This window comes from Seramator thermalis (assembly GCF_004138125.1).
Classification (GTDB): domain Bacteria; phylum Bacteroidota; class Bacteroidia; order Bacteroidales; family Dysgonomonadaceae; genus Seramator; species Seramator thermalis.
The window spans coordinates 159,872-185,058 of sequence record NZ_RXHS01000004.1; the positions used below are offsets into that span (position 1 = coordinate 159,872).

Sequence of the window (25,187 nt, forward strand, 5' to 3'; positions counted from 1 at the left end):
GAGGACAAATTTAAACGGATTATATGTTTTTAGTTACTGTAACCAACGGGGATCACCTATGCCTTTAGCTTTCAGCAATTCGTTTGTTACGGTAAAATCGCCACCGGCAACATTCACAAACCCGGGATTTTCGCTTGAAGCGGAATCATCAAAGATTAGTGATGACGTACTGCCGCCAGTAAACAGACCGGGAGCATTGAAGTAATTGTTATTTCCAAAAGTAGGAATAGGTGTACTACTTTGATTCGAGAATATTGCCGTAGTTTCAGCAACAATATTATTCGTAAAGGAAATTTCAGTCCCCTTAAAGCGCACGTATAACAATCTTTTTCCGCTGTTGGCAACTCCATACAATGTATTGTGGTCCACGAATATTTTTGATGTTAGTCCCGGGAATGAAGAGGACTTGTCATCGTATCGTATTAAATCACGTGCCAGGACACTGTTGTAGACAGTCGTGTTTGAGAGTGTAATTGTCTTGATAGCTCCTGCACGGGAATCCATAAAGTCGCCGCCGTTACACTCAATATTATAAATCAGACAATTATTAATGGTGATTGATTCTACTACAGAAGCAACATTCAAATAATAGAGCCCCTTTACGTAGTTTTTAATGTCACATCCGTCTATCCTCAAATTTCCATAATTTACACCTGCCGTATTGAAAACGACAGATTGATTACCGTCAGCCAATCCTGTTCCGTCAAGCGTGACATCTTTCAACAGTAAAGCAGCTCCGTCTTCAAGTGATATGTACCCGTTCAGTATCGGTTTATCATACGGATACACACCTTTGATTTCGATACTCTTATTAACTGAAAATTTACTTGCATCCCCATATGTTCCAGGGAAGAGGGCGAAGGCATCGCCGTCGTTGGCAGCGGCCAGCAGGGCGAGGAAGTCATCTTCCGGATGAACGGCAATGGCGTTACCGATGTCAACCAATGTCATAAACTCCAAAATACCCCTGGTTTTTGCCCCATTTTTCAAGGTGACGGTATAGTTGGTCTCACTGGTAAGCCCTTCGATGGTAGCGCTACCGGCGGCTATCTCGTCGGCAGTAACCGTGTGCACAATGCCTCCCGGTTCGATTTGGATGCTGGTCAATGTTCTGCCGGGTATCCAACGCAGGGTAACCGCCGTTGCCTCCACATCTCCATCCTGGAAGGGAAGGAAGATGTTCTCTGTTCCGGTCTTGAAGGTGACGCCACTCCATTTCGAGTCGGTTTTCCCTGCAGCCACAGCTTTTATACGCACTGAGTACTGCGTGTCACCATCCAGTTCGCGGATGTAGAAGGGAAGCTGATCACCTGTCACGTCGTTATAAGTTCTCACCGGCGTACCGACAAAGGTGAGACTGTCGTCGGCAAACACCTCCAGGGAGTAGGACTCCGCATCGTCGTTAAGAGCCCAGGTCAGCCGTACGTCGGTACGGTTAATCACGACCGCTTCAATCTTAATGGGAGAGAAGAGTCTATCGTAATCGATCGAAGTAAGCTCTTCCGATCTATCGTCTGTACAGCTGAAATTAAAAATAGCTATCGCTGAGAGAGCGTATAGAATGATATATGTTTTTCGTCTCATTTTCATTTTATTAGTTTGTTAGTTGTCCGTTACTGCTGTCGATGAAGGTTTGCCAGATAGGCCAAAACTGATTCTGATCAGGATTGTTCTGGTAAAGGGCGTTGATCAGTTCCTGTGTCAGGTCGTTCGGGTCGAACCAGGTGGCGCTCCCTTCATAGCCGAGGCTGGCACCGATCTCATCGCTGTCACCGTGATTTAGGCCATATATGATCAGCGTCTCATTGTCCTCCGCAGTCTTGAAATAGAGTTTCTCCGGCAGATCGGCATAAGGACCTTCGCGGTTGATCAGCTGTGTCATCTTCATCTTGGCTTCATCCAGCTTGGTCTTTAGCAGATTCCAGCGGATCAGGTCTGCCTTGCGGAGGCTCTCGCCTGCAAACTCCAGTGCACGTTGGTCGACGATTGCATTGAAGAAGGCATCCTTGCTTGCGGTGGCCTGGGTCATGCAGGCGGTCACCTTCGCTGCCGGCAGTGCCCTGTCGAGGATGGGCTTCAGGTAGGGTGCCGCTGCTGCAGGACCGTCCAGCTCGTTGATTGCCTCAGCAGCCATCAGGTATACATCGGCCAGACGCATGTATTGCCAGTTGATGCCGTCGTCGTTGGTAGAGGTAACGTAGCGATTCATCCATTCATAGCGTAATTTGCCGAAACACCAGTTGTCGATACTGCGGAGCTGCTGACGACTCGGGTTGGAGTTTGACCATTCATAGGGTACGCAGGTGATGTCTCGCCGCACATCCTCCACATCGTAGTCGTAGAAGAGATAGGGGAGGGGACCGTTCACGCCTCCCTTGTTCTGTCCCGTGTACTGGTCGACGGCCCTATGTTGAACGCCCAGCGTGTATAGTACGCGTCCGCGGCTGGCAGAAAAGGGGATCTCCCAGAGTGATTCCTTACCGGCAGTCACATCATCCTGGCAGAGCAGTCGGAAGTTCTGTTCGAAGGAGCCCAGCGTGTTAGAACCCTGTCGGATCACATCGAGGGTCTTCTCCTTCGCCAGCGCGTACATCTTGTCGGCACTCAGCTCCGGATCGGTGCTGCGACGCACGCCGTCTGCCCGCTGCGAGTAGCCGCCAGCATAGAGGGCGATGCGTGCCATCAATCCCTTCACAAAAGCCTTGTTAACACGCTCGGTGCTGGCGGTAACATCGGTCTCGTTGGGCCATGCCACAAGTTCCTCTGCTTCATCCAGATCGGCCAATAGTTGTTTGTAGATAAGGTCCCGGTCGCTGCGCGGCAGGTAGAGCGTTTCAGTGGAGATCGGCTCAAAGCGTGCCGGCACATCGCCCCACGCCTTCACCAGGTCGAGGTAGATCACTGCACGCAGGGTAAGAGCTTCGCCCAGCAGTTGTGCCATGCGGGGATTCTCATCCACCTTGCCATAGTTGCGTAACCCTTCAATGGCCTTGTTGGCCCTTTCGATTCCTTCGTAGAACTTGGCCCAGGCATTGTTGTCGGTGTTCATCAGCGTGTTGGTGGGAGAGGCGGCATAGGTGACCAGTTCATACTTGCCTGCGTCGTTCAGCTGGGTGGGATTGATGCCGTTAAGCCACTCCACATCGCTGTTGATACCGTAGTAAGGGAGATAGCGTCCTCGGTAGGAGTTGGTCTCTCCAAAGGATTGGTGGATGCCCATCACCGCTCCCTCGGCCAGTGCCTCGATGGAGAAGATTACCGATCCTTCAGCTGCCGATTGGGAGGGGGCATCCAGGTCGCAGGAGCTGAAGAAGAGTCCGAATGTCAGAAGAATCAGACAGAGATTTGTTATTTTTTTCATATGATTAAAACGATTTATTTTCAAATGTGTCATATGCAACTTGCAATTAGTCATCCACTTGTGTGAGAAAGGTTTATTTGCCGGTTTCATTTTTGATCATCTTTAAGGGTTAAAAATTCAGGTTCACACCAAATACAAGCTGACGGCTTCTCGGGTAGGCGGAGTAATCGACACCCGGTGAGAGGTTGGTCCTTCTGATTGTTGATACTTCGGGATCGTAGCCGCTATAGTTGGTCCAGAGAGCTACATTGTAGCCGGTCACATAGAGACGCAGACTCTCAATCCTGGCCTTGTTCAACAGGCTCTTCGGGAGGGTATAGCCCAGCGTGAGGGTGTTGAGACGCAAGAAGCTGCCATCTTCCACTGCCCAGTCACTGAAGATCATGCGTGAGGTGAGCGGTGACCACATGGTGGTGTTGGCATTCATGGCGGCCAGCTCATCGGGATTGTTGCTGATGGTGCCATCCTCGCGCAGGTTGGTCCATCGCTTGCCCGTCTCCATGGTGGTGATCATGTTGCGGAACTGGTACTTCCCGGTGTGGGAAAACTCGATCTTATTGGCGTTGTAGATGTCGTTCCCATAGCTCCAGTTGAAAGCTGCAGCGAGGTCGAAACCATGGAAGGTAGCGTTGAGGGTGAACCCGCCGGTGTGCACCGGGTTGGCATCGCCGATGATCTCCCGGTCTTCCACACCAATGACACCATTACCATCCAGGTCTTTCAGTTTCATGGATCCCGGGCGGATGTTGCCCACCACGCCGGAGGCGTCGGCAACACCTTCCTTGAGGTTCCAGCTGTTGGCCGTTTCGTTGTAACCAGTGAAATCATCCACTTCATAGCGGCCGTCGGAACGATAGCCAAACATCTGCCCCACGGCCCCCCCCTTGGCGATCCAGTAGTCATAGCCAATCTCGGAGGAGGCCCAGTAGGTCTCGTAGCCAAAGTCGTTCATGATGCCCAGGCTCTGAATCTCGGTCTTGTTAAAGCCGATGTTGCCGCTGAAGCTGAGGGTGAAATTTTTCTTGTTCACAGCATACCAGTTGATGGTTGCTTCTATTCCTTCATTTTGGTTCTCTCCCATGTTGCGGTATTGGGTATCATATCCTGTTCCGGCTACCGGAAACTCGATAAGCAGGTCGCTGGTGGTATTACGGTAAACTTCCAAAGTTCCGCTCACTCGTCCGCTCAGCAACGTAAAGTCAATTCCAAGGTTGCGGGTGATAGTGGTCTCCCATTTCAAGTCGGGGTTGGCCATCGTCTTAGACGGTGCCCAATAGTTGGAAAAACCGTTTATCCAAGAAGTAGCTTTCGATTCAAACATTTGCACCAGCTGACCAGAAGGGATGTTGTTATTTCCGGCGGTCCCGTAACTGGCACGCAGCTTCAGATCTTCGAGCCAGCTTTTGCTTCTTTCCATGAAAGGCTCAGATGAGATGCGCCAGGCTACGGCAGCTGAAGGGAAATAGCCCCATCTGTTCTCTTTGCTGAATTTGGAAGAGGCATCGGCACGGAAGGTAGCACTCAACAAATACTTGCTCTGGTAGTCGTAGTTAGCACGTCCAAAGTAGGATAGCAGCTTGTCATCCTCGTTGTAGTAGTTGTCGATGGTATAGGGCATGCCCTGCGAGGAGAGCCTCCAGGCATCCTTGGCGGTAAAGGTTGCGGGGAAGCCGTGTACCTCATCAGTGAGGGTGTTCCCCTTGCGGATGATGTACTCGTGACCCGCCATCATGTTCAGGCTGTGGTCTTCACCAAGGTACTTCCTGAAATCGTAATTGATCGTATTGGTGTTTCTCATCGCCTGTCGCTCCCTGTTCACCAGGCGGATGGCCGGCTTTCCCTGGTTGTCGACCGATGGGTAGTTCTTGATATAATAGGTGGTCAGCCCCCAGTAGCGCTGATCGCCGTCGTCCTGGTGATCCATGCCTACCTCGGAGCGCAGCTTCAGGTTGTCGATCACCTCCCAGGTGGCGCTGCCCGCCATGTTGAGCCGCTTTTGTGACTTTTCGCGTGCGTTGTCACTGATGGAAACCAGCGGGTTGTAGAGGTTACCCAGCTCGTCATCGGAACTCCCGGCCGAGGCATCGAGGTTCTTCAGCGGTATAGGGGTGTAGATCACCGAGTACTTTAGCCGCTTGTCGGTGTCGAGCGTGCTGGTTGCATCATTGGTACCACCGCCGTTAATCTTAGTGTCGGTGTAGCGCACCGAGAAATCGAGAGAGATGCGATCAGTAGCCTTGTTGTTCAACTTCAGGCTCATGCTGTTTCGCTTGTAGTCAGATTCTTCCATGATCGCTTTGTCAGAGAGATGGGAGAAGTTGAAGGCGTAGGTCATCTTGTCGCTTCCGCCGTTGAGGCTCAGGCTGTGGTTCATGGAGCTTCCGGGACGGCCGAAGGTGAGATCCTGCCAGTCGTTGTATGGGACGTTACGGTAGAGATCCAAATCCTGGTAGTTACCGAAGAAGGAGATGTAGTCCTCAATGGCGGCATTACCTCTGAGAGCTGCTAGTTCATACTGCCAGGAAGTATAGTCGTAGGGAGAAAGTACATCCAGCGTTTTTGCAATCTTCTTCACACCAAAGTAGGTGTTGTAGCTGAGCCGTAGCTTGCCTGCCTGTCCTGACTTGGTGGTGACAATCACCACACCATTGGCACCGCGCGATCCATATATGGCAGTAGAAGAGGCATCCTTCAGTACGTCAATCGACTCAATGTCGGTGGGTGGGATGTCGGAGATGGTGCTCACAGGGAACCCATCCACAATGAAGAGGGGATCGTTGCTCTGCGTGATGGAACCGCCACCACGAACACGGATGCGCATCTCAGCATCTGGCGAACCCTCCGTGGTGATAACCTGCACACCGGCCATTTTGCCGGTGATCGCCTCCAAGGCAGAGGCAACCGGCACGGCGGCCAGTGTCTCGGCATTTACAGACGATACCGAGCCGGTGAGGTCTCGTTTTCTCATGGTGCCGTAACCGATCACCACCACCTCATCCAGGTTGGAGACATCTTCTTCCATAGTGATATCTACGACGTTACCGGTGATAGGGACTTCCACTTCTTTCATACCGATGTAGGTTGCAACTAATGTATTGGCCGATGCTGGAACAACAAGAGTATAGTTGCCATTTATATCTGTGGCTGTACCAATTGTTGTATTCTTCACTCTCACATTGGCCCCGATGACAGGCTCGCCTGATGTGTCTTTCACTACTCCTCTGATTGTTCTCTCTTGGGCAGTTATTATCAACGTACAGAGAACGAATAGCAGAGTGAATAATAGTTTTAGTTTTACTCTTTTTGAATTGCTCATGTTAATTACATTTAAAAATTAAATAATAAAAATAATTTCAAGTGTTTTAACAGATATTTCAGTAATATCTGTCTAATTCCTGATTAAGAAAATTTTCCATAACAAGACTGTTTAAATAGATCTCCAAATTGGCGTATCCTTCTTTGCTTAAATTGGTCTCGTTCCCGTCTGATTGATCAAAAGGATTAAGATTGTTCATTAATTCCCATTTATCGGGCATGCCGTCTCCATCGGAATCAATTATAGAATAATCCTTTGAATTATCGTCGCTTAATTCAGGCCTGGCAGAGACAGCACCATACGGTTTTACATCATCTTGTGAGTCTATAAGTCCCGGATAATTCACTGCGTCCAAAGATCTGCTTCCCAAATATGAAGCTGTGCCGTTTCTCACTTCTTCTACAATACGGGCGTCGATATCATCCCGAAACCTGGAACAGCCGGCATAAGCAAGAACCAGTTCATATGCCTTTTGCCCAGAATGAGTAGTAACGATATCGGTTTCCAATGGTACAGAGAGGCGAATATCCTTTTTTACCTGCTCCGTAAAAGTATTATCATTGTTCTCGCCGTCAATCTGCTCATAAATACCTTTTGTCCAATTATCATTCGTAACCTCCTCATTCCCCTCGATAACATTTCCATCTACATATAATCTGCCCCAGATATGCTCCATCGGTTTCCATGCATTTTCCTTGCTGGTACAATATTCAGTGGTACGCACACCAATTGCTGCAATTCGATAGCTGATCTTATTTTTAGGAGTTGCCGGTCCGGGTTTGTAATAATTATTCACAATATTGACTTTCATCCCTTCGCCCCCGTAACACCCCGCTCCTGCCCAATTATAAAATACATTGTTTCTCATATCCACATATTCTTTCTAATTATGTTTTTGTTTCCTTCTTTATCAGATTCTTTTGTTTAAAGTCTAAGGCCGTTCCACTATCTCAAAACAAAATACATTTCAATTTCAAGGTAAAATGTCAATTGACAAATTAATAAAATTATGGCATGATTATTAAAAAATAATATGCAATATTAGGTTAATTAGATTATTACTTAAGGGGTATTTTTGGTTTTTAAGGGGTGTCAAATTGCTTTAAATTTTGAAAAATTGATATTGAAAAAATAATTACGATTATATTTGTAGTATAATTTTTAGTTATTGCTTTTTTCATTGTTAAGAGGATTCATCGGTATTTTTTTGATAAAAAACAAAAGGGGATACTAATAAAATGGGATTGAATGCAAAAATAATATATTGGACTTTCTGCCTTAGTGTCGTCGTGCACATATTTATCAGTAAAGCCATTGCTCAACCGGAATGCTATTTCGAGCACTTTGGCGTAGAAGATGGACTGCCGCAACATACCGTCATGGATATCCTTCAGGATAAAAAGGGCTTTATGTGGTTTGCGACATGGAATGGGTTATGCAAATTCGATGGGTACAAATTCGTAACTTATCGACTCTCTCCCGATATAAATCCGGAAGGGAAAAGCAATCGATTCGATCAAATTTCAGAAGATCAATACAATAACATTTGGGCGCTTTCTTATGACGATCAGGCATATTTATTTAATCCTCAAACCGAACTTTTCACAGGTGTTCAATCACTGGAATACTACAATAACAGGCCTTTTTATACGACCAAAATACTACACACCAAAAGTGGAAAGACATGGCTAATTTCTGAAGAAAATGGATGTATTTGCGTGAAAGATTCTATTTTTGGGGCCGACATCTTTACGATCGAAAATCACAATCTGACTGACAATTTCGTAACAACGGTTTATGAAGACAAATCGCACAATGCATGGATTCTCACTCGGAGTGGAATAACTTTTTTGTCGCCTGATCACAGACGAAGAATTATATACTTTAATCCTGCATCTGAAACACCATACAAAAAAAACCTACCATTTTTTTGCGGACATGAATTCGGTGGCGAAATTTGGTTCGGTTCGTCCGAAGGCTCTATCTGGAAATTCAATATCGATAAAAAAACATTTACTGAACTGAGAACAGATGTGTTATCGAATATCGTTGCTATTAAAAAAATTTCTTCCGAAAAAATCCTTATCATTTCCGAAAATGATGGATTCATGATATACAACACCTTTGACGCAAGCATCGATAAATATAATTCTCGAACGCTTGCCGACATGGAATCCGACCAAATTCTGAATTCTTATATCGATAAATCGAACAATGTATGGTTGGAAACAAATCGGTTGGGAGTTTCTAAATTTAATCCCTACACAAAAAAAATGACTCATTTTACCCCTTTAATCGAAAGTACCGAATCCAATGTTTTCCCGCCTAATTTTTTTATCTTCGAAGATAAGGAGGACCGCTTATGGGTGCATCCACGCGGAGGAGGTTTTTCCATCTACGATAGTACAAACGATCAATTAATCCCATTTTACGATGAGCCATTCTCATCTAACTGGATGTTTTCCAATATGTTGCATTCTGCATATTCAGATAAGCAAGGCAATCTGTGGCTTGCCACGCGATCTTATGGATTAGAGAAGGCCATCTTTTATGATCCGAATTTCAAAAATATACTTGTAAACGAAAATGTACACTCTGCCGTCAATAATGATGTTAGACCGATTTTTCAGGATTCGGAAAAAAATATTTGGATTGCAACAAAAGATGAAAAGATACACATATACGACGAGAATTTGATAAAAAAGGGAATATTAACCCAAGAGGGAACCATAGGAAAAGGTCAGTCACTCGAGGGAAGCGCTTACTGCATCATCGAAGACTCAAAAAAAAATATCTGGATCGGGACGAAAGGCAGAGGTGTTTATAAACTCACTCGAAAATCAAACTCTAACTCATTCGAAATTCATCATTTATTCCATCGCGAAGATGATATCTACTCCTTATCGAATGATAACATCTATTCCATTTTCGAGGATCGAAAAGGAAACATTTGGGTGGGAACTTATGGTGGCGGATTAAATTTGATTCCCGAAGGGAAAGAAAATTCCGAAATAATCAACACCAATAATCGTCTCAAAAACTATCCCGCAAAACAGGGAGCACAGGTGAGAATCATTGCATCCGACAAAAACGGGAATCTTTGCGTAGGAACAACTTTTGGTTTTATCATGTTTAAAGAACAATTCGATATGCCGGAACATATCGAGTTTCATGTTTTCAGGAAAAATTTTGATCCCGGTTCGATAGGTGCAAATGATATTTTAGACATCTGCACAACCCGTTCGGGAAACACCTATATTGCCACTTTTGGCGGCGGAATCAGTAAAATCGAGAAAACCGATGCACAGGGTTTTCCCATCTCTTTCAAAACTTATAGCACCACAAACGGACTTCCATCAGACATTATTCTGTCACTGCTGGAAGATCTGGACGGTAATCTGTGGATAGCAACCGAGGAAAATCTGACAAAATTTACTCCAAAAAAAGAAACTTTCGAAAATTTTAGCGAAATAAAACGCTTGATGAAGAAAAACAGTTTTTCGGAATGCTCACGTTTTCGAATTAAAAATGGAAACATGCTATTCGGATTTTCACATGGAATAGTGGTTTTCGATCCTCAAAATATTAATATCAATACTTTTAAGCCTTATTTGGCGCTGACTCAATTAAAGGTTTTTAATAGACAGGTTCCCTTGTCCGAAAAAGGTATTTTACAGAAAAATATCAATTATGAGAATCACCTGACCCTGAAACACAATCAAAATTTTTTCAGCATCGAATTTGCAGCGTTGGATTACATAGATCCCAACAACATCCTCTACGCATACAAACTTGACGGCTTCGATAAAGATTGGATTTTTACCGGGAGCAACAGGATTGCCAATTACACCAATCTATCAAAAGGAAAATACACGTTTCGCGTGAAATCAACAAATAGTGAACGAGTATGGGTGGACAACGAACGCATACTCAACTTAGAAGTTTTACCTCCTTTTTGGGATACTTCCTTAGCCCATTTCATATACATTATGCTATCTTTCATTTTGATGTATGTATTATTCAAATTATTGCATACTTTCTACGAAATGCGTAACAAAATTATTTTGGAACAAAGAGAATCTGAAATAAAAACTTCGTTTTTCACTAATATCTCACATGAAATCAGAACCCCATTGACGATGATTGTTTCACCAATTGAAAACATCATTCAAAATGAAAGCACACCCGAAACTATCAAAAAACAACTCAAATTAGTTTCTAAAAACGCAAATCGTCTTCTCAATATGGTAAATCAAATACTTGATTTCCAAAAAATAGAACAATCCAACACTCTCAGCATTACGAATATCGAAATTGGTCCGTATGTCGAAAATATTTTCAGCAACTACCAAAATAACGCCGAATTACAAAACATCTACTATTCCTTCGAAAACAAAGTCGGATCGGAAACTATATGGGCTGATCCCGAAGCCGTCGAAAAGATCATCGTGAATCTGCTATCCAATGCCTTTAAATATACGCCAAACGGAAACTCAATACAGGTATTGGTTTTCGATCAAGGCGACAAAATCGCTGTTCGAATAAAAGACACCGGGCAAGGAATCGAAAAAGAGAAACTCTCGCGCATATTTAAACGTTTTGAATCTTTCAACGACGACAAAAGTAAACCAAGCACAGGCATTGGACTTTCCATCGTGAAGGAGTTAGCAGACAAACATCGCGCAGAGATCCTTGTGGAAAGCGAAAAGAATAGAGGAACGACCTTTACCGTTCTGTTTCGCAAAGGAATATCACATTTCGATTCGGATGTCCAAGTAAAAGATACTGAAGAAATATCGAAAGAAAGCAGAGAATGGATGATCGCAGACGAATGTCCTGTTAACGACGAAACCGCCTCGCAGGAAAAACCTGTAATACTCGTCGTTGAAGACGACGACGATTTACGACAGTTCATAAAATCCATATTAGAAAACGAATACGATGTATATGAAGCCTCTAACGGAAAGGAAGGAATGGTCAAAGCGCTCAGTCTGATTCCGGACTTCATAGTGAGCGACATTATGATGCCCGAGATTGACGGTATCAAATTTCTTGAAAACGTTCGCAAGAACATTCAAACAAGTCATATTTTATTTTTGTTATTGACGGCAAAAACCACCATTGACAGCAAACTCGAAGGATTTGAACACGGTGCCGATGAGTACATAACCAAACCATTCAGCGTCTCTTATTTTCAGACAAGAATCAAAAATTTATTGACTCGTCGCGATGAAATACAAAAGTATTATCGAACCAAAGGCAAAAGCATCTCGAATATCAAAACTTTCAATCAAACAGCTTTCAGTCCAAATTTAATTAACGCTCAGGACTCGGATTTCATCAAAACAATTGACGCATTCATCGACAAACGATTGGGAGATTGCGAATTTGTAGTAGAAGATTTGGCCAAAGAAGTAAATATGAGTCGATCTGTATTCTTCAAAAAAATGAAAGGCCTCACCGGTTTATCGCCCATCGAATACATTCGCGAAAGAACAATGCAAAAAGCAGCAGAATTATTAACATCGGGCGAATATAGCGTAAAAGAGGTTTCATTCATGCTTGGCATCTCTGACACGAAATATTTCTCGAGAAATTTTAAAAAGAAATTCGAAATGACTCCGGGAGAATTCAAAAAAAGATATACAAACAAATTATCAGAACGAATATGAGAAAAAAACATTTACTATTTTTAGTATTTTTTATTTGCTGCTGTGGAATAATTCAGGCCCAACAGATAGAAGTAAAAAATTCATCTATCCACAATTTATACAACTACGTAGTAGAAATACCTATTGAGAAGTTGAATCTTAAGGAGGCTAATTATGTAATTGTGACGAATAAAGGTCAAGAACTGCCGCTCGAAGTTGTTGCCGACATCAATGGCAATCAGAAAGCAATTTTTCCGGTAGATTTTTTCCCTGCACATACTACTTTGACCTTTACGATAAAAAAAGGTTTTGCCAATAACTACCCCAAACGCACATATGCCGAACTAGCTCATAAAATTGGAGGAAAATTCGAAAACAAAAAATATGTCGGCGACTTTTCATGGGTAAAAACCAATTACTTACGCGTTCCAGACGGGTTCACCGATCATGCTTATTACATCAAATACGAAGGACCGGGATGGGAAAGCGACAAAGTTGCTTTTCGGTTTTATCTCGATTGGCGCAATGGCATCGATGTATTTGCAAAAAAAACACCTCAAATTGTCTTACCTTTCGTAGGAGTGGACGGTTATGAAAGCTATCACAGCATGGCGGTATGGGGCATGGACAACATGAAAGTCGGCAACACTCTCGGTTTGGGGTCAATTGCCTCTTGGGATGGCAACAAAGCCGTGAGAGTCGAAAAAAGAGACAGCGTGATCTGCCTGATTCCTACCGATGGAAAAATTCGTTCGCAAGTATTTACAACATATTATGGCTGGGAAACTAACGGAACCAAATGCAATCTGCAATCATTGATCTCTATTGATGCCGGAAGTCGTGCTTCGCGAATGGAATTAAAAGCAGACAAAAATATCGATAACATTGCTACGGGAATTATCAAAGACAACAATGCCGAACTCATCATTCCAAAACAAACATCAGGCGAATGGTCTTATATGGCTACTTTCGGCAAACAAAGCCTCAACAACGATATGATGGGATTGGCAGTTTTTTATAAAACCAAACAGCTTGTCAAAATAACCGAAGATAACCTCAACCATGTTATTATTTTGAAACCGCTTAACGGACAAGTGGAATATTATTTTATGCCAACTTGGGAACTTGATTGGGAACAGGTTAAGGACAAAGCGGCTTTCGAAAAATGTATCGACGAAGTATTAAACAGATTAAACAATCCTGTTTCATACATCATCCATCCGTAATCAACTGAAACAAAAATTATATAGTTATGAGAAAAAGTTTTATTCACGAAGATTTTATGCTTCAAAACGATGCGGCACGCGAATTGTATCACAATCATGCCGAAAAAATGCCGATCATCGACTATCACTGTCATCTCAATCCCGAATTTATTGCCAAAGACCGTAAATTCGACAACCTGGGCCAAATCTGGTTAGAAGGCGATCACTACAAATGGCGGGCTATGCGCACAAATGGTGTGGACGAACACTATTGTACAGGAAAAGACACATCGGATTGGGAAAAATTCGAAAAATGGGCCGAAACAGTACCTTATACGATGCGCAATCCATTGTATCATTGGACACATCTCGAACTAAAAAGAGCTTTCGGTGTTGATGAACTACTTAGTCCGAAAACGGCCAGAGAGATTTTTGACACTTGTACCGAGAAACTTCGTACTCCGGGATATTCGGCTCGTGGACTTATGAAGATGTTCAATGTTGAAACCGTTTGTACTACGGATGATCCTGTTGATTCACTCGAATATCATTTGGCTCTGAAAAAAGAAGGGTTCGAAGTAAAAGTACTACCCGCATGGCGTCCCGACAAAGCAATGGCAGTTGAAAATCCCGCCGAATATCGTGCTTATGTGGAAAAACTCTCAAAAGTTTCAGGCGTAACCATCAGCAAATTCTCCGACCTTATTGAAGCCTTGCGCAAACGTCACGATTTTTTTGCGAGTGTGGGATGCAAGTTGTCCGATCACGGGATAGAAGAATTCTATGCCGAACCCTATACCCAAACAGAAATCGAATCCATATTCAACAAAGTATATGGCGGAACGGAACTATCGAAAGAAGAAATGCTGAAATTCAAATCGGCAATGCTGTACGAAGGTGCGATTATGGATTGGGAAAAAGGATGGACGCAACAGTTTCACTTTGGAGCTATTCGTAACAACAACACCCGATTGTTCAAACAGTTGGGACCCGATACCGGATTTGACTCCATAGGCGATTTCACGGTGGCAAAAAACATGAGTCGTTTTCTCGATCGTCTGGATGTGGACAACAAACTGGCCAAAACGATTATCTACAACCTCAATCCAAGAGACAACGATCTTGTGGCCACAATGACAGGAAACTTTCAGGACGGATCTGTTCCCGGTAAAATCCAATTCGGCGCCGCATGGTGGTTCCTCGATCAAAAAAACGGCATGGAAGCACAAATGAATTCGCTTTCGAATCTGGGGCTGTTGAGCCGTTTTGTGGGAATGCTCACCGACTCGCGCAGCTTTCTTTCATATCCCCGTCACGAATATTTCCGCCGAATCTTATGCAATCTTATCGGCAACGATGTTGAAAACGGATTACTTCCGGCTTCGGAAATGAATTTTCTGGGGCAAATGGTCGAAAATATTTCCTATTACAACGCAAAAACATTTTTTAATTTTTAAATTCCACAAACATCATTCATTATGAAAACATTATCCAAATATAGTTTAGGAGTCGGAGATCGTTTCTCTCACGAAGGGAAAGCACAACTCAAAGCAATTATGAAAGCAAACAAGGCCGGATTGGAGATCGTTCCGGTATGGAACAAATCGAATCGCGAACATACCTACGTGCATTCGACACCTGTCGATACGCGCAAAGAAGCAGACGAAGCAGTAAAAGCATTGGGTTATAAAGGGCAATATCTGGTAGATGCCGATCATATTAATCTCAACACCGTTGCACCATTCGTACCAGTTTCGGATTTCTTCACGCTTGATGTGGCTGCTTATATCGGCAAGGAGAGTCCTAAAACAGAAATCGAAGCATTCCTATCTTCGTGCCAAAATTATATCGGACGGCTTTCTATTCCCGGCATGGCTGAACCACTTGATATCACGCGCGAATTGATTGAAGAAATTGCCGGTAAATTTCTGGCGGCCACCCAACAAGCTTCGGAAATTTACAATTATTTGAGAAAAGAAAAAGGCGAAGGCAATTTCATTACCGAAGTATCGATGGACGAAGTAGAAACTCCGCAAACACCCATTGAATTACTCTTTATCCTGAAAATGCTTGCAGATAAGGGAGTTCCGGCACAAACTATTGCACCAAAATTTACAGGTCGTTTCAACAAAGGAGTTGATTATGTAGGAAATCTTGATCAATTTGCCAAAGAATTCGAGGAAGATGTACTCGTGATCGACTATGCCGTTAAAGAATTCGGGCTTCCGAAAGAATTGAAATTGAGCGTGCATTCCGGCAGTGACAAATTTTCGATTTACCCGATCATGGCTAAAATTATCAAAAAGTATGATAAAGGCCTTCACCTGAAAACAGCCGGAACAACCTGGCTCGAAGAAGTGATCGGATTGGCCATTGCAGGCGATGACGGCCTTGATGCTGCAAAGAAAATTTATGCCGCTTCGCACGATCGAAAAGAAGAATTGTGCGCTCCCTATGCCGATGTGATTGATATCGATGCTTCGAAACTACCTTCAATAGATGAGGTGAAAGAATGGTCGGGCGAAAAATTTGCCAATACGCTTCGTCATATTCCCGGACATCCAGATTACAATCCCAATTTTCGCCAGCTTATCCACGTTGCTTACAAAGTAGCAGCCGAAATGGGAACAGAATATACCTCGCTGCTCGAAAAATATGCCGACGTGGTGGGCAATTGTGTCGAAGAAAATCTGTACGACAGACACCTCAAACGCCTGTTCGATCTATAATCGGATAAAAAAATTACAGGATAAGGCTTGCGCGAGTAAGCCTTTCTTTGTTTTTAAGCCAACGAACCGGTTCTTTTGCGTTTGCAAAAAAGCAGAACAGTGTTTTTCAAGTATTCGTATTCCATTTCGAAACACTCACAAAACAAATTGTTGCCCAAATTATCTTCAATCTGAGCTTTTGTCCATAATTTGCCATCTTGAAGTTGAAGACTGTTAAACATATCTTCGGTTTCAATCTCGGACACATACAAAAAAATCAATCGCTTAGTGGTCGCATTTTCAAAAACATACTTCAGCAAAAATCGCAGGGGAATCTCATCGTTCTTTGTTTCGGAAGCAATTGCGTCATGCACCGCACGATCCAAATCGTCATCGAAGTTCATATATTTTTCGAAGGGATAATCCAACTTGCCGGGGTCGAGAATGCGATTATTCTTCCGTTTAGTTAAATATATCTTGCCATCGAAAATCAGCGCCACTCGCACCACCGGGTGCATAAACTTGTTTTTCAGATCTTTCGTAACCGATTTGGCAATTTTTCCCGTTATATCTCCTTTTTCGTTGACCACCGGCAGCCAATCCTCGTGCTTGAGTTTATTATCAAAAATATTCAATCTTAAAGATTCGAGGCACATAATTCCCAATAAAATAAGTTGCGCCGTAATTTTTACTATAGGTATTTCGATTAACGAAAGTCCGTCGACTGAAAACAGAAACAATGCCAATACGATGAGCAAATGAATCGAAAGCCCATATTGACTAAGAAATGCCACTCGAAACGATTCGTTCAAGTAATTTCTTGCTGAAGGATTATCATTCCTCGCCAAACGCAAAATGATTTTGGAACGAGACAATCGTAAGACGATGAGAGAAAGCACAAAAATAACCTCTACTGCGACAAAAATTCCGGTGGAATCGATTTTCGATCCGAGAAGAACGATGAGCGGAAAAGACAATAAAAATGTTACCATCGAAATGTCGTACAACAAACGACTATGACGCTTCACCAATAAAAATCCCGCAACCGAAAGCGAAAAAGCAATCAGATGAGAAACATACATATCGGTCCACCCAATCAGAAACGAAAAAACGAAAAGCGGAATGAGACCAAATGCGGGGTTTTTCAATATTTTCTGTAAAATACTCTTCTCCATATCTCCTAAGAATGATGCAAAATGGGCAAAACGCATTTGATAAAAATCAACTTTCGCAGAAAAGCGCGTGAAATAGAATAATTTATGTCATTATCATCATCTTGCACCTATATAACAACATTTTTCTCGTTTTGTTTATTCATAGAATTTGAGAAGGGCCTCCATAACTATTTTAACGTATATAAAAATCCCCGGCATAAGTGAATATTCATGTCGGGGATTTTTAATAAGACGAGAGCTATCGGATCAGAGATTTTTCTTGTAAAAATCAATCACTTTTTTGTACAAATAACTTCGTGTATTCCCACCATAAATGGAGTGATTTTTGTCCGGGAATACAAACATCTCGAATTGTTTGTCGGCTGCCACAAGTGCGCGTGTATATTCCATCGCATTCTGAAAATGCACGTTATCGTCGGCTGTGCCGTGAATCAGAAGCAGATTCCCCTGCAATTGTTTGGCAAGTTTGAGCGGAGAACCATTGTCGTAGCCCGATTGATTTTGTTGTGGCGTTCGCATGAAACGTTCGGTATAAACCGAATCGTAAAAACGCCAATCGCTTACGGCCGCAATCGCCACGCCTGCCTTGAAAACACCGTTGCCACGGCTCATACTCATCAGCACATTGTATCCGCCATAACTCCAGCCCCATATACCGATACGTTTGCCATCCACATAAGGCAATGTCGCGAAATATCGAGCGGCAGCTACTTGATCATCCGACTCCAAAATGCCGAGTTTCATGTAGGTTTGTTTTCGAAACTCTTCGCCCCGCGCGCCTGTACCTCGTCCGTCCACGCAGGCAACCAGAAATCCTTCGTTAAGCAAAGCGTACTCCCAATCAATTCCAAATCGATCAGTAACTTCCTGAGAGTTTGGTCCACTATATTGAACCATAACCAAAGGATATTTTTTTGAGGCATCAAAATTTGCCGGCTTCAATATCCATCCGTTCAACTCGGTTACACCGTCGGCAGCAGTCACCACAATAAACTCTTTTTGAGGCAATCGGGCTTCGACAATCTTTTGAGCCGTTGCCTGATTGTCTTCAAGCATGCGAAGCAGCTTGCCATTGGCGTCATGAAGGGAAATTTGCGTAGGTGTGTGAATATCGGAATGACGCAAGACAAAAAATTTCCCGTTATTACTAAACGTGGCCGAGTTATAGCCTTGTTCGGCCGAAAGTTTTATCGAATTGCCTTTTTCCATATTCATCTTATAGATATTGCGGCGCAAAGGGCTTTCATCGGCTGATTCATAAAACACATTGTTCGTTTGCGGATCGACAGCCAACAAACGTGTTACATCGAAAGCACCTTTGGTGAGCTGCTTTTGCAATGCTCCCGTTTTGCCGTACAGATAAATGTGACTATACCCATCTTTTTCGGAGATATATGTAAACCTGCCATTTGCGAAAACGATAGAAGTCAGAAAATCGGAATCGATATAATATTTGTTTTCGTCGCGCAGCACAAGTTTGGCAACAGTGGTTCGAGGATTTACGAAATACATATCAAACCGGTTTTGATCTCGATTGAGCGTCATCACTGCCAATTCGTCGGGACTGTCGGTGAATGCAATCCGCGGAATATAACCATCCTTATCAAGGGGTACCGCCATAGTGCGTGTGGTGCGTGCTTCGATATCGAAAACACGACATTCCACAGTCGAATTCATTTCGCCCGGTTTTGGATATTTATACGTATAAAAATCGGGATATAGTTTTTCGTCGAAAGTTTGAAAACGATATTGCGGAACTTTCGATTCGTCGGTACGCACAAAAGCGAGCATCTTGTTATCGGGCGAAAATTCCATCAACCGAGTCGTGCCGAACTCTTCTTCATACACCCAATCCGTAGCGCCATTCATAATTGCATTGAATTCGCCATCCTTTGTAATTTGTGATTCGGTATCAAAATCGAATTTAGCCAGCCAAATATTGTTATCGCATACGTAAGCGAGCATTTTCCCGTCAGGGGAAAAAGTCGGAATCATTTGTTTACTTTTGTTTTCGGTAAGTTTCCTCACCAAATTCCTCCGCACATCATGATAATAATAGGTAGCGCGAAACGAATGCCTGTAAATTTGTTCGCGATCACGACAGACCAATACCCGATTCTCGTCGGGACTCACGAGGAACCCTTCGAATGTGTCGAAAGAGCATTCGCGTGCCTTGCGTGTGTTGAACAACGTATCTACAGCTTTCCCCGTTTCATACGAAAACTTAATGACAGCCGTCCGCTCATCATTCATTTGGTAATAACTCATTCCATCAGCAGACGAAACCGGTGGCTTGACGCCACGTTCCGAAAATTTACCACTCACGATATCCTGTAAGGTATAATTTTGGGCAGATAGTCCACCTAAACAGATACCGAAAAGAATAGGAAGAATTGTCTTTTTCATTCTGAGAATATGTTTTATGTTGCAAATATAGCCATTTTGTCCGAACAATTTTTTATTATTATCCTATCGCATACCACACAGCGAGGCTGCCAAATAAGGAAGAATAACGGGGCAAAGGATCGTTTAGTGTTCATTCGAACCATGTACGGCGCAAATACGGCGCAAATACGGCGCAAATACGACGCAAATACGACGGAAATACGACGGAAACATGCAACGATCAGAAAATTATTTTAAACGTAAAATAGGGGAATGAATAAACCCTATTTCCTGTTTTTGCGGCAAAAAAATAAAATAACACGAGCAGATTAAATTGTTTTTTTTACAACCAAAAAATTATCATTATCTTTGCGCCGTCATTTCAAATTGTCATTCAAAGGAAAATCAGACTATTCATGATTGAACACGAAGGCATCGTTGAAGAAATAAGCGACAATAATCTTACGGTACGCATTTTGCAACAATCTGCTTGCGGAACATGCAGTGCAAAAGGCTATTGTTCTGCAGCAGAATCAAAAGACAAGCTTATCCATATTACAGATTCTACCGAAAAAATTCAGGTACATGATAAAGTTATCGTCCTTGGTACTGAATCTATGGGGTACAAAGCTGTATTTTGGGCTTACATAGCACCGTTAATTCTTATTCTGTTTACAGTTATTCTGGCTACAACTGTATGGAAACTCACCGAAATACAGAGCACATTCGTTGCCATTCTTTCTCTCATCCCCTATTATATTTGTCTGTACCTGTTGAAAAACAAAATGACTCGTAACTTCCAATTTACTATAAAAAAAACCGACACAACAAACCCATCCGAAATATGAATGTAATTTTGACAGCCGTTGCCGTACTATGTGTTATAGGGGCAGTAAGTTCTGCGATTTTATACATCATCAGTCAACGATTCAAGACAATAGAAGATCCGCGCATCGAGCTGGTGCAGGAAGCTCTTCCCGCCGCCAATTGCGGAGGGTGCGGATTTCCCGGATGCAACGGTTTTGCTTCTGCAATTGTGAAGTCGGACACGATGGATGGTTTTTACTGTCCGGTGGGAGGGCAAACAACGATGGATAACATAGCCCGTATTTTGGGAAGAACGGCTGACGTATCGATAAAAAAAATAGCGGTTGTTCGATGCAACGGAACATGCGAAAATCGACCCAGAACGAACATTTACGACGGAGCATCCAATTGCACTATTGCAGCTGCATTATATGGTGGCGACACAGGGTGTTCGTTCGGATGTCTGGGGCTGGGAGATTGCGTTGATTCATGTCTTTTCGATGCTATCCATATCAATCCCGAAACCATGCTCCCTGAAGTAGTCGAAGACAAGTGCACGGCCTGTGGTGCTTGCGTGAAAGCCTGTCCCAAAAATCTGATCGAATTGCGCAAACAAGGGCCTAAATCACGACGCATCTACGTGAGCTGCATGAACAAAGATAAAGGAGGCGTAGCTCGAAAATCGTGTGAAGTTGCCTGTATAGGGTGTAGCAAGTGCCAACAGGTATGTCCGTTTGATGCGATCACGATAGAAAACAATTTGGCCTACATCGACGACGATAAATGTCGATTGTGTCGGAAATGTGTCCCGGTTTGCCCGACAAATTCGATTTTGGAACTCAATTTTCCGCCAAGAAAAGAGCCGAAAGAAGAAACGGCCAAAGCAGAAGCATAATCCGAGAAAAAAACCATAATATACGGATTTTCTCAAAATTGTTACCGATATTGGGAATATCCACAGAAAATTGTTTTATGTTGAAAACATTTCGAATAGGAGGAATTCATCCGGCCGAAAATAAACTTTCAGCAGGCAAAAAGATTGAAAATGCTGCTCTACCTGCTCAAGTCATGATTCCACTCGCTCAACACATCGGAGCACCCTGCCAGCCCATTGTAAAAAAGGGAGACAAAGTAAAGGTCGGAACGCTCATCGGCAAAAGTGTGGGATTTGTTTCGGCCAACATTCATTCATCGGTTTCAGGCACTGTCAACAAAATCGATAAAGTGACGGATGTCAGTGGATACAAACGTGATGCCGTCATCATCGACGTTGACGGAGATGAATGGGAACCAACGATTGACAGATCCGACACGCTGAAAAGAGAGTGCCGTTTGTCCTCGAAAGAAATCGTCGAAAAAATTGCAGGGGCCGGAATTGTCGGCATGGGAGGAGCAACCTTTCCAACACACGTGAAACTTACACCCCCTCCGGGATTAAAGGCCAATATACTTATTATCAACGGAGTGGAGTGTGAGCCTTATCTCACCTCCGACCACGAATTAATGTTAGAAAAGGCTGAAGAAATTTTTGTGGGAACAGAAATTCTGATGAAAGCCATTGATGTGAAGAAAGCCGTTATAGGCATCGAGAACAACAAAAAAGATGCCATAGCAAGATTTGCGGAAATTTCTAAATCTTATCCGGGAATTGAAGTTCAGCCTCTCAAAGTTAAATATCCGCAAGGCGGAGAAAAACAATTGATCGACGCCATTACCGGCAGACAAGTACCCGGTGGAGCACTGCCCATATCGGTAGGAGCCATAGTTCAGAACGTAGGAACGACATTTGCGGTGTATGAGGCGGTTCAAAAAAACAAACCTCTTTTCGAACGTATCGTTACGGTTACCGGAAAAGAGGTCAAAAACCCATGCAACGTACGGGCCAGAATTGGAACTCCTTTCAAAAATTTAATCGATATTGCAGGAGGACTTCCCGGTGATACCGGAAAAGTCATCAGTGGCGGACCTATGATGGGAAAGGCATTACCCGACATCGATATTCCGGTTGCGAAAGGATCATCGGGGATTCTTATCATCCCCTCGTCGGAAGCAAAGCGCAAAGCAATGAAAGATTGCATACGATGCGCCAAATGCGTAAATGTGTGTCCGATGGGTTTGAATCCCACATTACTTATGGATCTCACCGAATTTCAGATTTGGGATAGGGCCGAGAAACAAAAAATAACCGATTGCATAGAATGTGGTTCTTGCAGCTATACATGCCCTGCAAATAGGCCTTTGCTCGATTACATTCGACTTGGCAAAGGAAAAGTAACCGGAATTGTAAGAGCAAGAAAAAACTAAGAATTTTTGTCGCGATCCTATTCATTCCGGCAAGACCGAAAACAAATCAAATTACAACAATCGATATCTTCCTTTATTGGAATATGTTTTTATGGAAAATAAATTAATCGTATCACCCTCACCACACATACACAGTGGTGACAGCATTCCGAAAAACATGTATGGAGTGCTTATAGCGCTGATTCCGGCATTTTTGTTATCGCTATACGTATTCGGACTCGATGCACTTATATTAACATTAGCCTCCATATTGTTTTGTGTGGTGTTCGAGTATTTTATCTCCAAGTTCATATTAAAAAGCGAGCCCACTATAAGCGATGGATCTGCTATCATCACCGGAGTACTGCTCGCATTCAACGTGCCATCAAATCTGCCGATATGGATTCTTGCTATCGGAGCATTAGCAGCCATCGGCATTGGAAAAATGTCTTTCGGCGGCTTGGGCAAAAATATCTTTAATCCCGCGCTCGTAGGACGAATATTTTTACTCATTTCGTTTCCGGCGCAAATGACAACCTGGCCGGCACCGGTCTTGGAGTCCGCTACCGATGCAATTTCATCAGCAACCGTACTCTCGCAACTCAACCTTAGCAGTGCTCTTCCAACGCTTTCATCCATGTTTGTGGGTACAGAGAGTGGATCGCTGGGTGAAACAAGTGCGATTGCACTGCTGCTTGGATTAATCTATATGCTCTGGAAAAAAATCATCACCTGGCACATTCCTATCTCCATTTTGGTTACCGTTGCGATTTTCACAGCGATCTTATATATTTTTGATCCGCAGCCACAGTACAATCCGATCATTCATCTCGCGTCGGGAGGATTAATGTTGGGTGCCATTTTTATGGCAACCGATTATGTAACGTCGCCCCTAACAAAAAAAGGAATGGTGATTTATGGATTTTTCATCGGAATCATCACGGTATGCATTCGTTTGTGGGGAGCCTATCCTGAAGGAGTTTCGTTTGCAATTGTACTTATGAATGGATTCACACCACTCATCAATTATTACACAACACCTAAACGTTTTGGGGAGAAACAAAAAAATGGCTAAACTCGAATCAAATTTCAAAAATATGTTTCTGTCACTGTTCACAATCTGTCTTGTGGTGGCAGCACTTTTGGCTCAAGTGAATAAAATGACAGCCAAACCCATTGCCGAAGCAAAAGCAATGAAACTTGTGAATGCCATCAGAGAGGTTGTTCCTCCGTTTGACAACGATCCGGTGGCAGAAGCCTATAAAATGCCAGATGGACAAGGAGATTCATTGACGGTTTATCCTGCAAAAAAAGGCGACGAAATCGTGGGTTTTGCGGTCAACAGTAGTTCCAATAATGGTTTCGGAGGAAATATTCAAATAATTGTAGGATTCGACACCGAGAACAAAATCGTAAATTATTCCGTTCTGCAACATTCCGAAACACCCGGATTGGGATCGAAAATGACCCAATGGTTCAAAGACACCACAAAACCCAATCAATCCATTATCGGACGAGACTTATCATCAGGTCCATTAAAAGTATCCAAAGACGGAGGCAATGTAGATGCCATTACGGCATCCACTATCACATCCAGAGCATTTCTGGAAGCCGTGAACAAGGCCTACGCCGTTTATAAAGAAAGCGATGCCGATTCGGGCGCAATCACTAAAGAGGAGAAAGGAGAAAGCAAATGAGCAACAATCTGAAAGTTTTGATTAACGGATTAGTCAAAGAAAATCCCATTTTTGTTTTGCTGCTGGGGATGTGTCCCACATTGGCCACAACCAGCTCGGCCCTTAATGGAATGAGTATGGGATTGGCTACAATGTTTGTGTTGGTATGTTCAAATATTGTAATTTCTCTCATTAAAAATCTGATTCCCGACAAAGTACGTATTCCTGCGTTTATCGTAGTCATAGCCACTTTTGTAACGTTGGTGCAGATGATGATGAATGCCTACGTTCCGGCATTAGCCGACAGTTTGGGGATTTTTATTCCGCTGATCGTGGTCAATTGTATTGTCTTGGGACGTGCAGAGGCATTTGCTTCAAAAAACGGAGTATTCTCTTCATTTTTCGATGGAGTTGGAATAGGACTTGGTTTTACCGGCGCACTCACACTGCTGGGAGCCATACGCGAACTTCTCGGAACAGGAAAAATATTTTCAATGACCATTTTCCCCGAAAATTTTGGCGCACTGCTTTTCGTTCTCGCTCCTGGAGCTTTCATTGCGTTGGGTTATATGATCGCCATTTTCAATAAACTTCAGAAAAAAACCAACTAAAAATCGCTT

The 25,187-nt window shown here is 43.3% G+C and carries 15 protein-coding genes and 1 pseudogene; 10 read left to right on the plus strand and 6 right to left on the minus strand.

All coding sequences use genetic code 11. The features are described from left to right. Positions 1 to 33 precede the first annotated feature (33 nt). The 4 genes and pseudogenes from EJN84_RS04750 to EJN84_RS04765 all read right to left on the minus strand — a co-directional run. A complete protein-coding gene (locus tag EJN84_RS04750) occupies positions 34 to 1,317 on the minus strand; it encodes a DUF4957 domain-containing protein (RefSeq protein WP_165004077.1) in 1,284 nt (427 codons plus the stop codon). Positions 1,318 to 1,594: 277 nt separating this feature from the next. After that, positions 1,595 to 3,361, minus strand: a complete 1,767-nt coding sequence (locus tag EJN84_RS04755) for a RagB/SusD family nutrient uptake outer membrane protein (protein ID WP_129594340.1) — start codon at positions 3,359 to 3,361, stop codon at positions 1,595 to 1,597. A 109-nt stretch (positions 3,362 to 3,470) separates the two neighbouring features. Next, complete coding sequence (locus EJN84_RS04760; RefSeq protein WP_129594341.1) at positions 3,471 to 6,677, minus strand: SusC/RagA family TonB-linked outer membrane protein; 3,207 nt, start codon at positions 6,675 to 6,677, stop codon at positions 3,471 to 3,473. A 58-nt stretch (positions 6,678 to 6,735) separates the two neighbouring features. Further along, positions 6,736 to 7,560: pseudogene (locus tag EJN84_RS04765) on the minus strand (pectate lyase); the annotation flags it as partial. Positions 7,561 to 7,915: 355 nt separating this feature from the next. On the opposite strand from EJN84_RS04765, the gene EJN84_RS04770 reads away from it, so the two are divergent. Genes EJN84_RS04770 through EJN84_RS04785 form a run of 4 tightly spaced genes read left to right on the plus strand, consistent with a single transcriptional unit; the run spans position 7,916 to position 16,262 of the window. Continuing rightward, on the plus strand, positions 7,916 to 12,349 hold the full coding sequence (locus EJN84_RS04770; protein WP_129594343.1) for a hybrid sensor histidine kinase/response regulator transcription factor: 4,434 nt from the start codon (positions 7,916 to 7,918) through the stop codon (positions 12,347 to 12,349). After that, positions 12,346 to 13,554, plus strand: a complete 1,209-nt coding sequence (locus EJN84_RS04775) for a DUF4861 domain-containing protein (protein ID WP_129594344.1) — start codon at positions 12,346 to 12,348, stop codon at positions 13,552 to 13,554. The genes EJN84_RS04770 and EJN84_RS04775 overlap by 4 nt, the downstream gene beginning before the upstream one ends. 26 nt (positions 13,555 to 13,580) lie before the next feature. Next, the gene (gene uxaC / locus EJN84_RS04780) at positions 13,581 to 14,990 is read left to right on the plus strand and encodes a glucuronate isomerase (protein WP_129594345.1); all 1,410 of its coding nucleotides are present in this window, start codon (positions 13,581 to 13,583) and stop codon (positions 14,988 to 14,990) included. 21 nt (positions 14,991 to 15,011) lie between these two features. Continuing rightward, positions 15,012 to 16,262: a tagaturonate epimerase family protein gene (locus EJN84_RS04785; protein ID WP_129594346.1), complete on the plus strand. Its 1,251-nt coding sequence runs from the start codon at positions 15,012 to 15,014 to the stop codon at positions 16,260 to 16,262. A 53-nt stretch (positions 16,263 to 16,315) separates the two neighbouring features. On the opposite strand, the gene EJN84_RS04790 is transcribed toward EJN84_RS04785, so the two are convergent. Both EJN84_RS04790 and EJN84_RS04795 read right to left on the minus strand, forming a co-directional pair. Continuing rightward, entirely contained in the window at positions 16,316 to 17,416 is a 1,101-nt protein-coding gene (locus EJN84_RS04790) for an NUDIX hydrolase (RefSeq protein WP_129594347.1), read from the minus strand. A 246-nt stretch (positions 17,417 to 17,662) separates the two neighbouring features. Further along, entirely contained in the window at positions 17,663 to 19,822 is a 2,160-nt protein-coding gene (locus tag EJN84_RS04795; RefSeq protein ID WP_129594348.1) for a S9 family peptidase, read from the minus strand. A gap of 395 nt (positions 19,823 to 20,217) precedes the next feature. Here EJN84_RS04795 and EJN84_RS04800 point away from each other — a divergent pair, with 395 nt between their 5' ends. The 6 genes from EJN84_RS04800 to rsxE all read left to right on the plus strand — a co-directional run bounded on the left by EJN84_RS04800 (position 20,218) and on the right by rsxE (position 25,178). Continuing rightward, positions 20,218 to 20,649, plus strand: coding sequence for a SoxR reducing system RseC family protein (locus tag EJN84_RS04800; protein ID WP_129594349.1), 432 nt, complete (start codon positions 20,218 to 20,220; stop codon positions 20,647 to 20,649). Next, positions 20,646 to 21,503 (plus strand): Fe-S cluster domain-containing protein, encoded by an 858-nt coding sequence (locus tag EJN84_RS04805; RefSeq protein ID WP_129594350.1) that lies wholly within the window; start codon positions 20,646 to 20,648, stop codon positions 21,501 to 21,503. Before EJN84_RS04800 ends, EJN84_RS04805 begins: the two co-directional genes overlap by 4 nt. A gap of 77 nt (positions 21,504 to 21,580) precedes the next feature. Further along, positions 21,581 to 22,912 carry an electron transport complex subunit RsxC gene (rsxC, locus tag EJN84_RS04810; RefSeq protein WP_129594351.1) on the plus strand — a complete coding sequence of 444 codons (1,332 nt, stop codon included), beginning with the start codon at positions 21,581 to 21,583 and terminating at the stop codon, positions 22,910 to 22,912. 91 nt (positions 22,913 to 23,003) lie between these two features. Continuing rightward, entirely contained in the window at positions 23,004 to 23,966 is a 963-nt protein-coding gene (locus EJN84_RS04815) for an RnfABCDGE type electron transport complex subunit D (protein ID WP_129594352.1), read from the plus strand. Next, a complete protein-coding gene (locus tag EJN84_RS04820; protein ID WP_129594353.1) occupies positions 23,959 to 24,588 on the plus strand; it encodes an RnfABCDGE type electron transport complex subunit G in 630 nt (209 codons plus the stop codon). Before EJN84_RS04815 ends, EJN84_RS04820 begins: the two co-directional genes overlap by 8 nt. Next, complete coding sequence (gene rsxE / locus EJN84_RS04825; protein WP_101486329.1) at positions 24,585 to 25,178, plus strand: electron transport complex subunit RsxE; 594 nt, start codon at positions 24,585 to 24,587, stop codon at positions 25,176 to 25,178. The genes EJN84_RS04820 and rsxE overlap by 4 nt, the downstream gene beginning before the upstream one ends. The last annotated feature ends 9 nt before the right edge of the window (positions 25,179 to 25,187 follow it).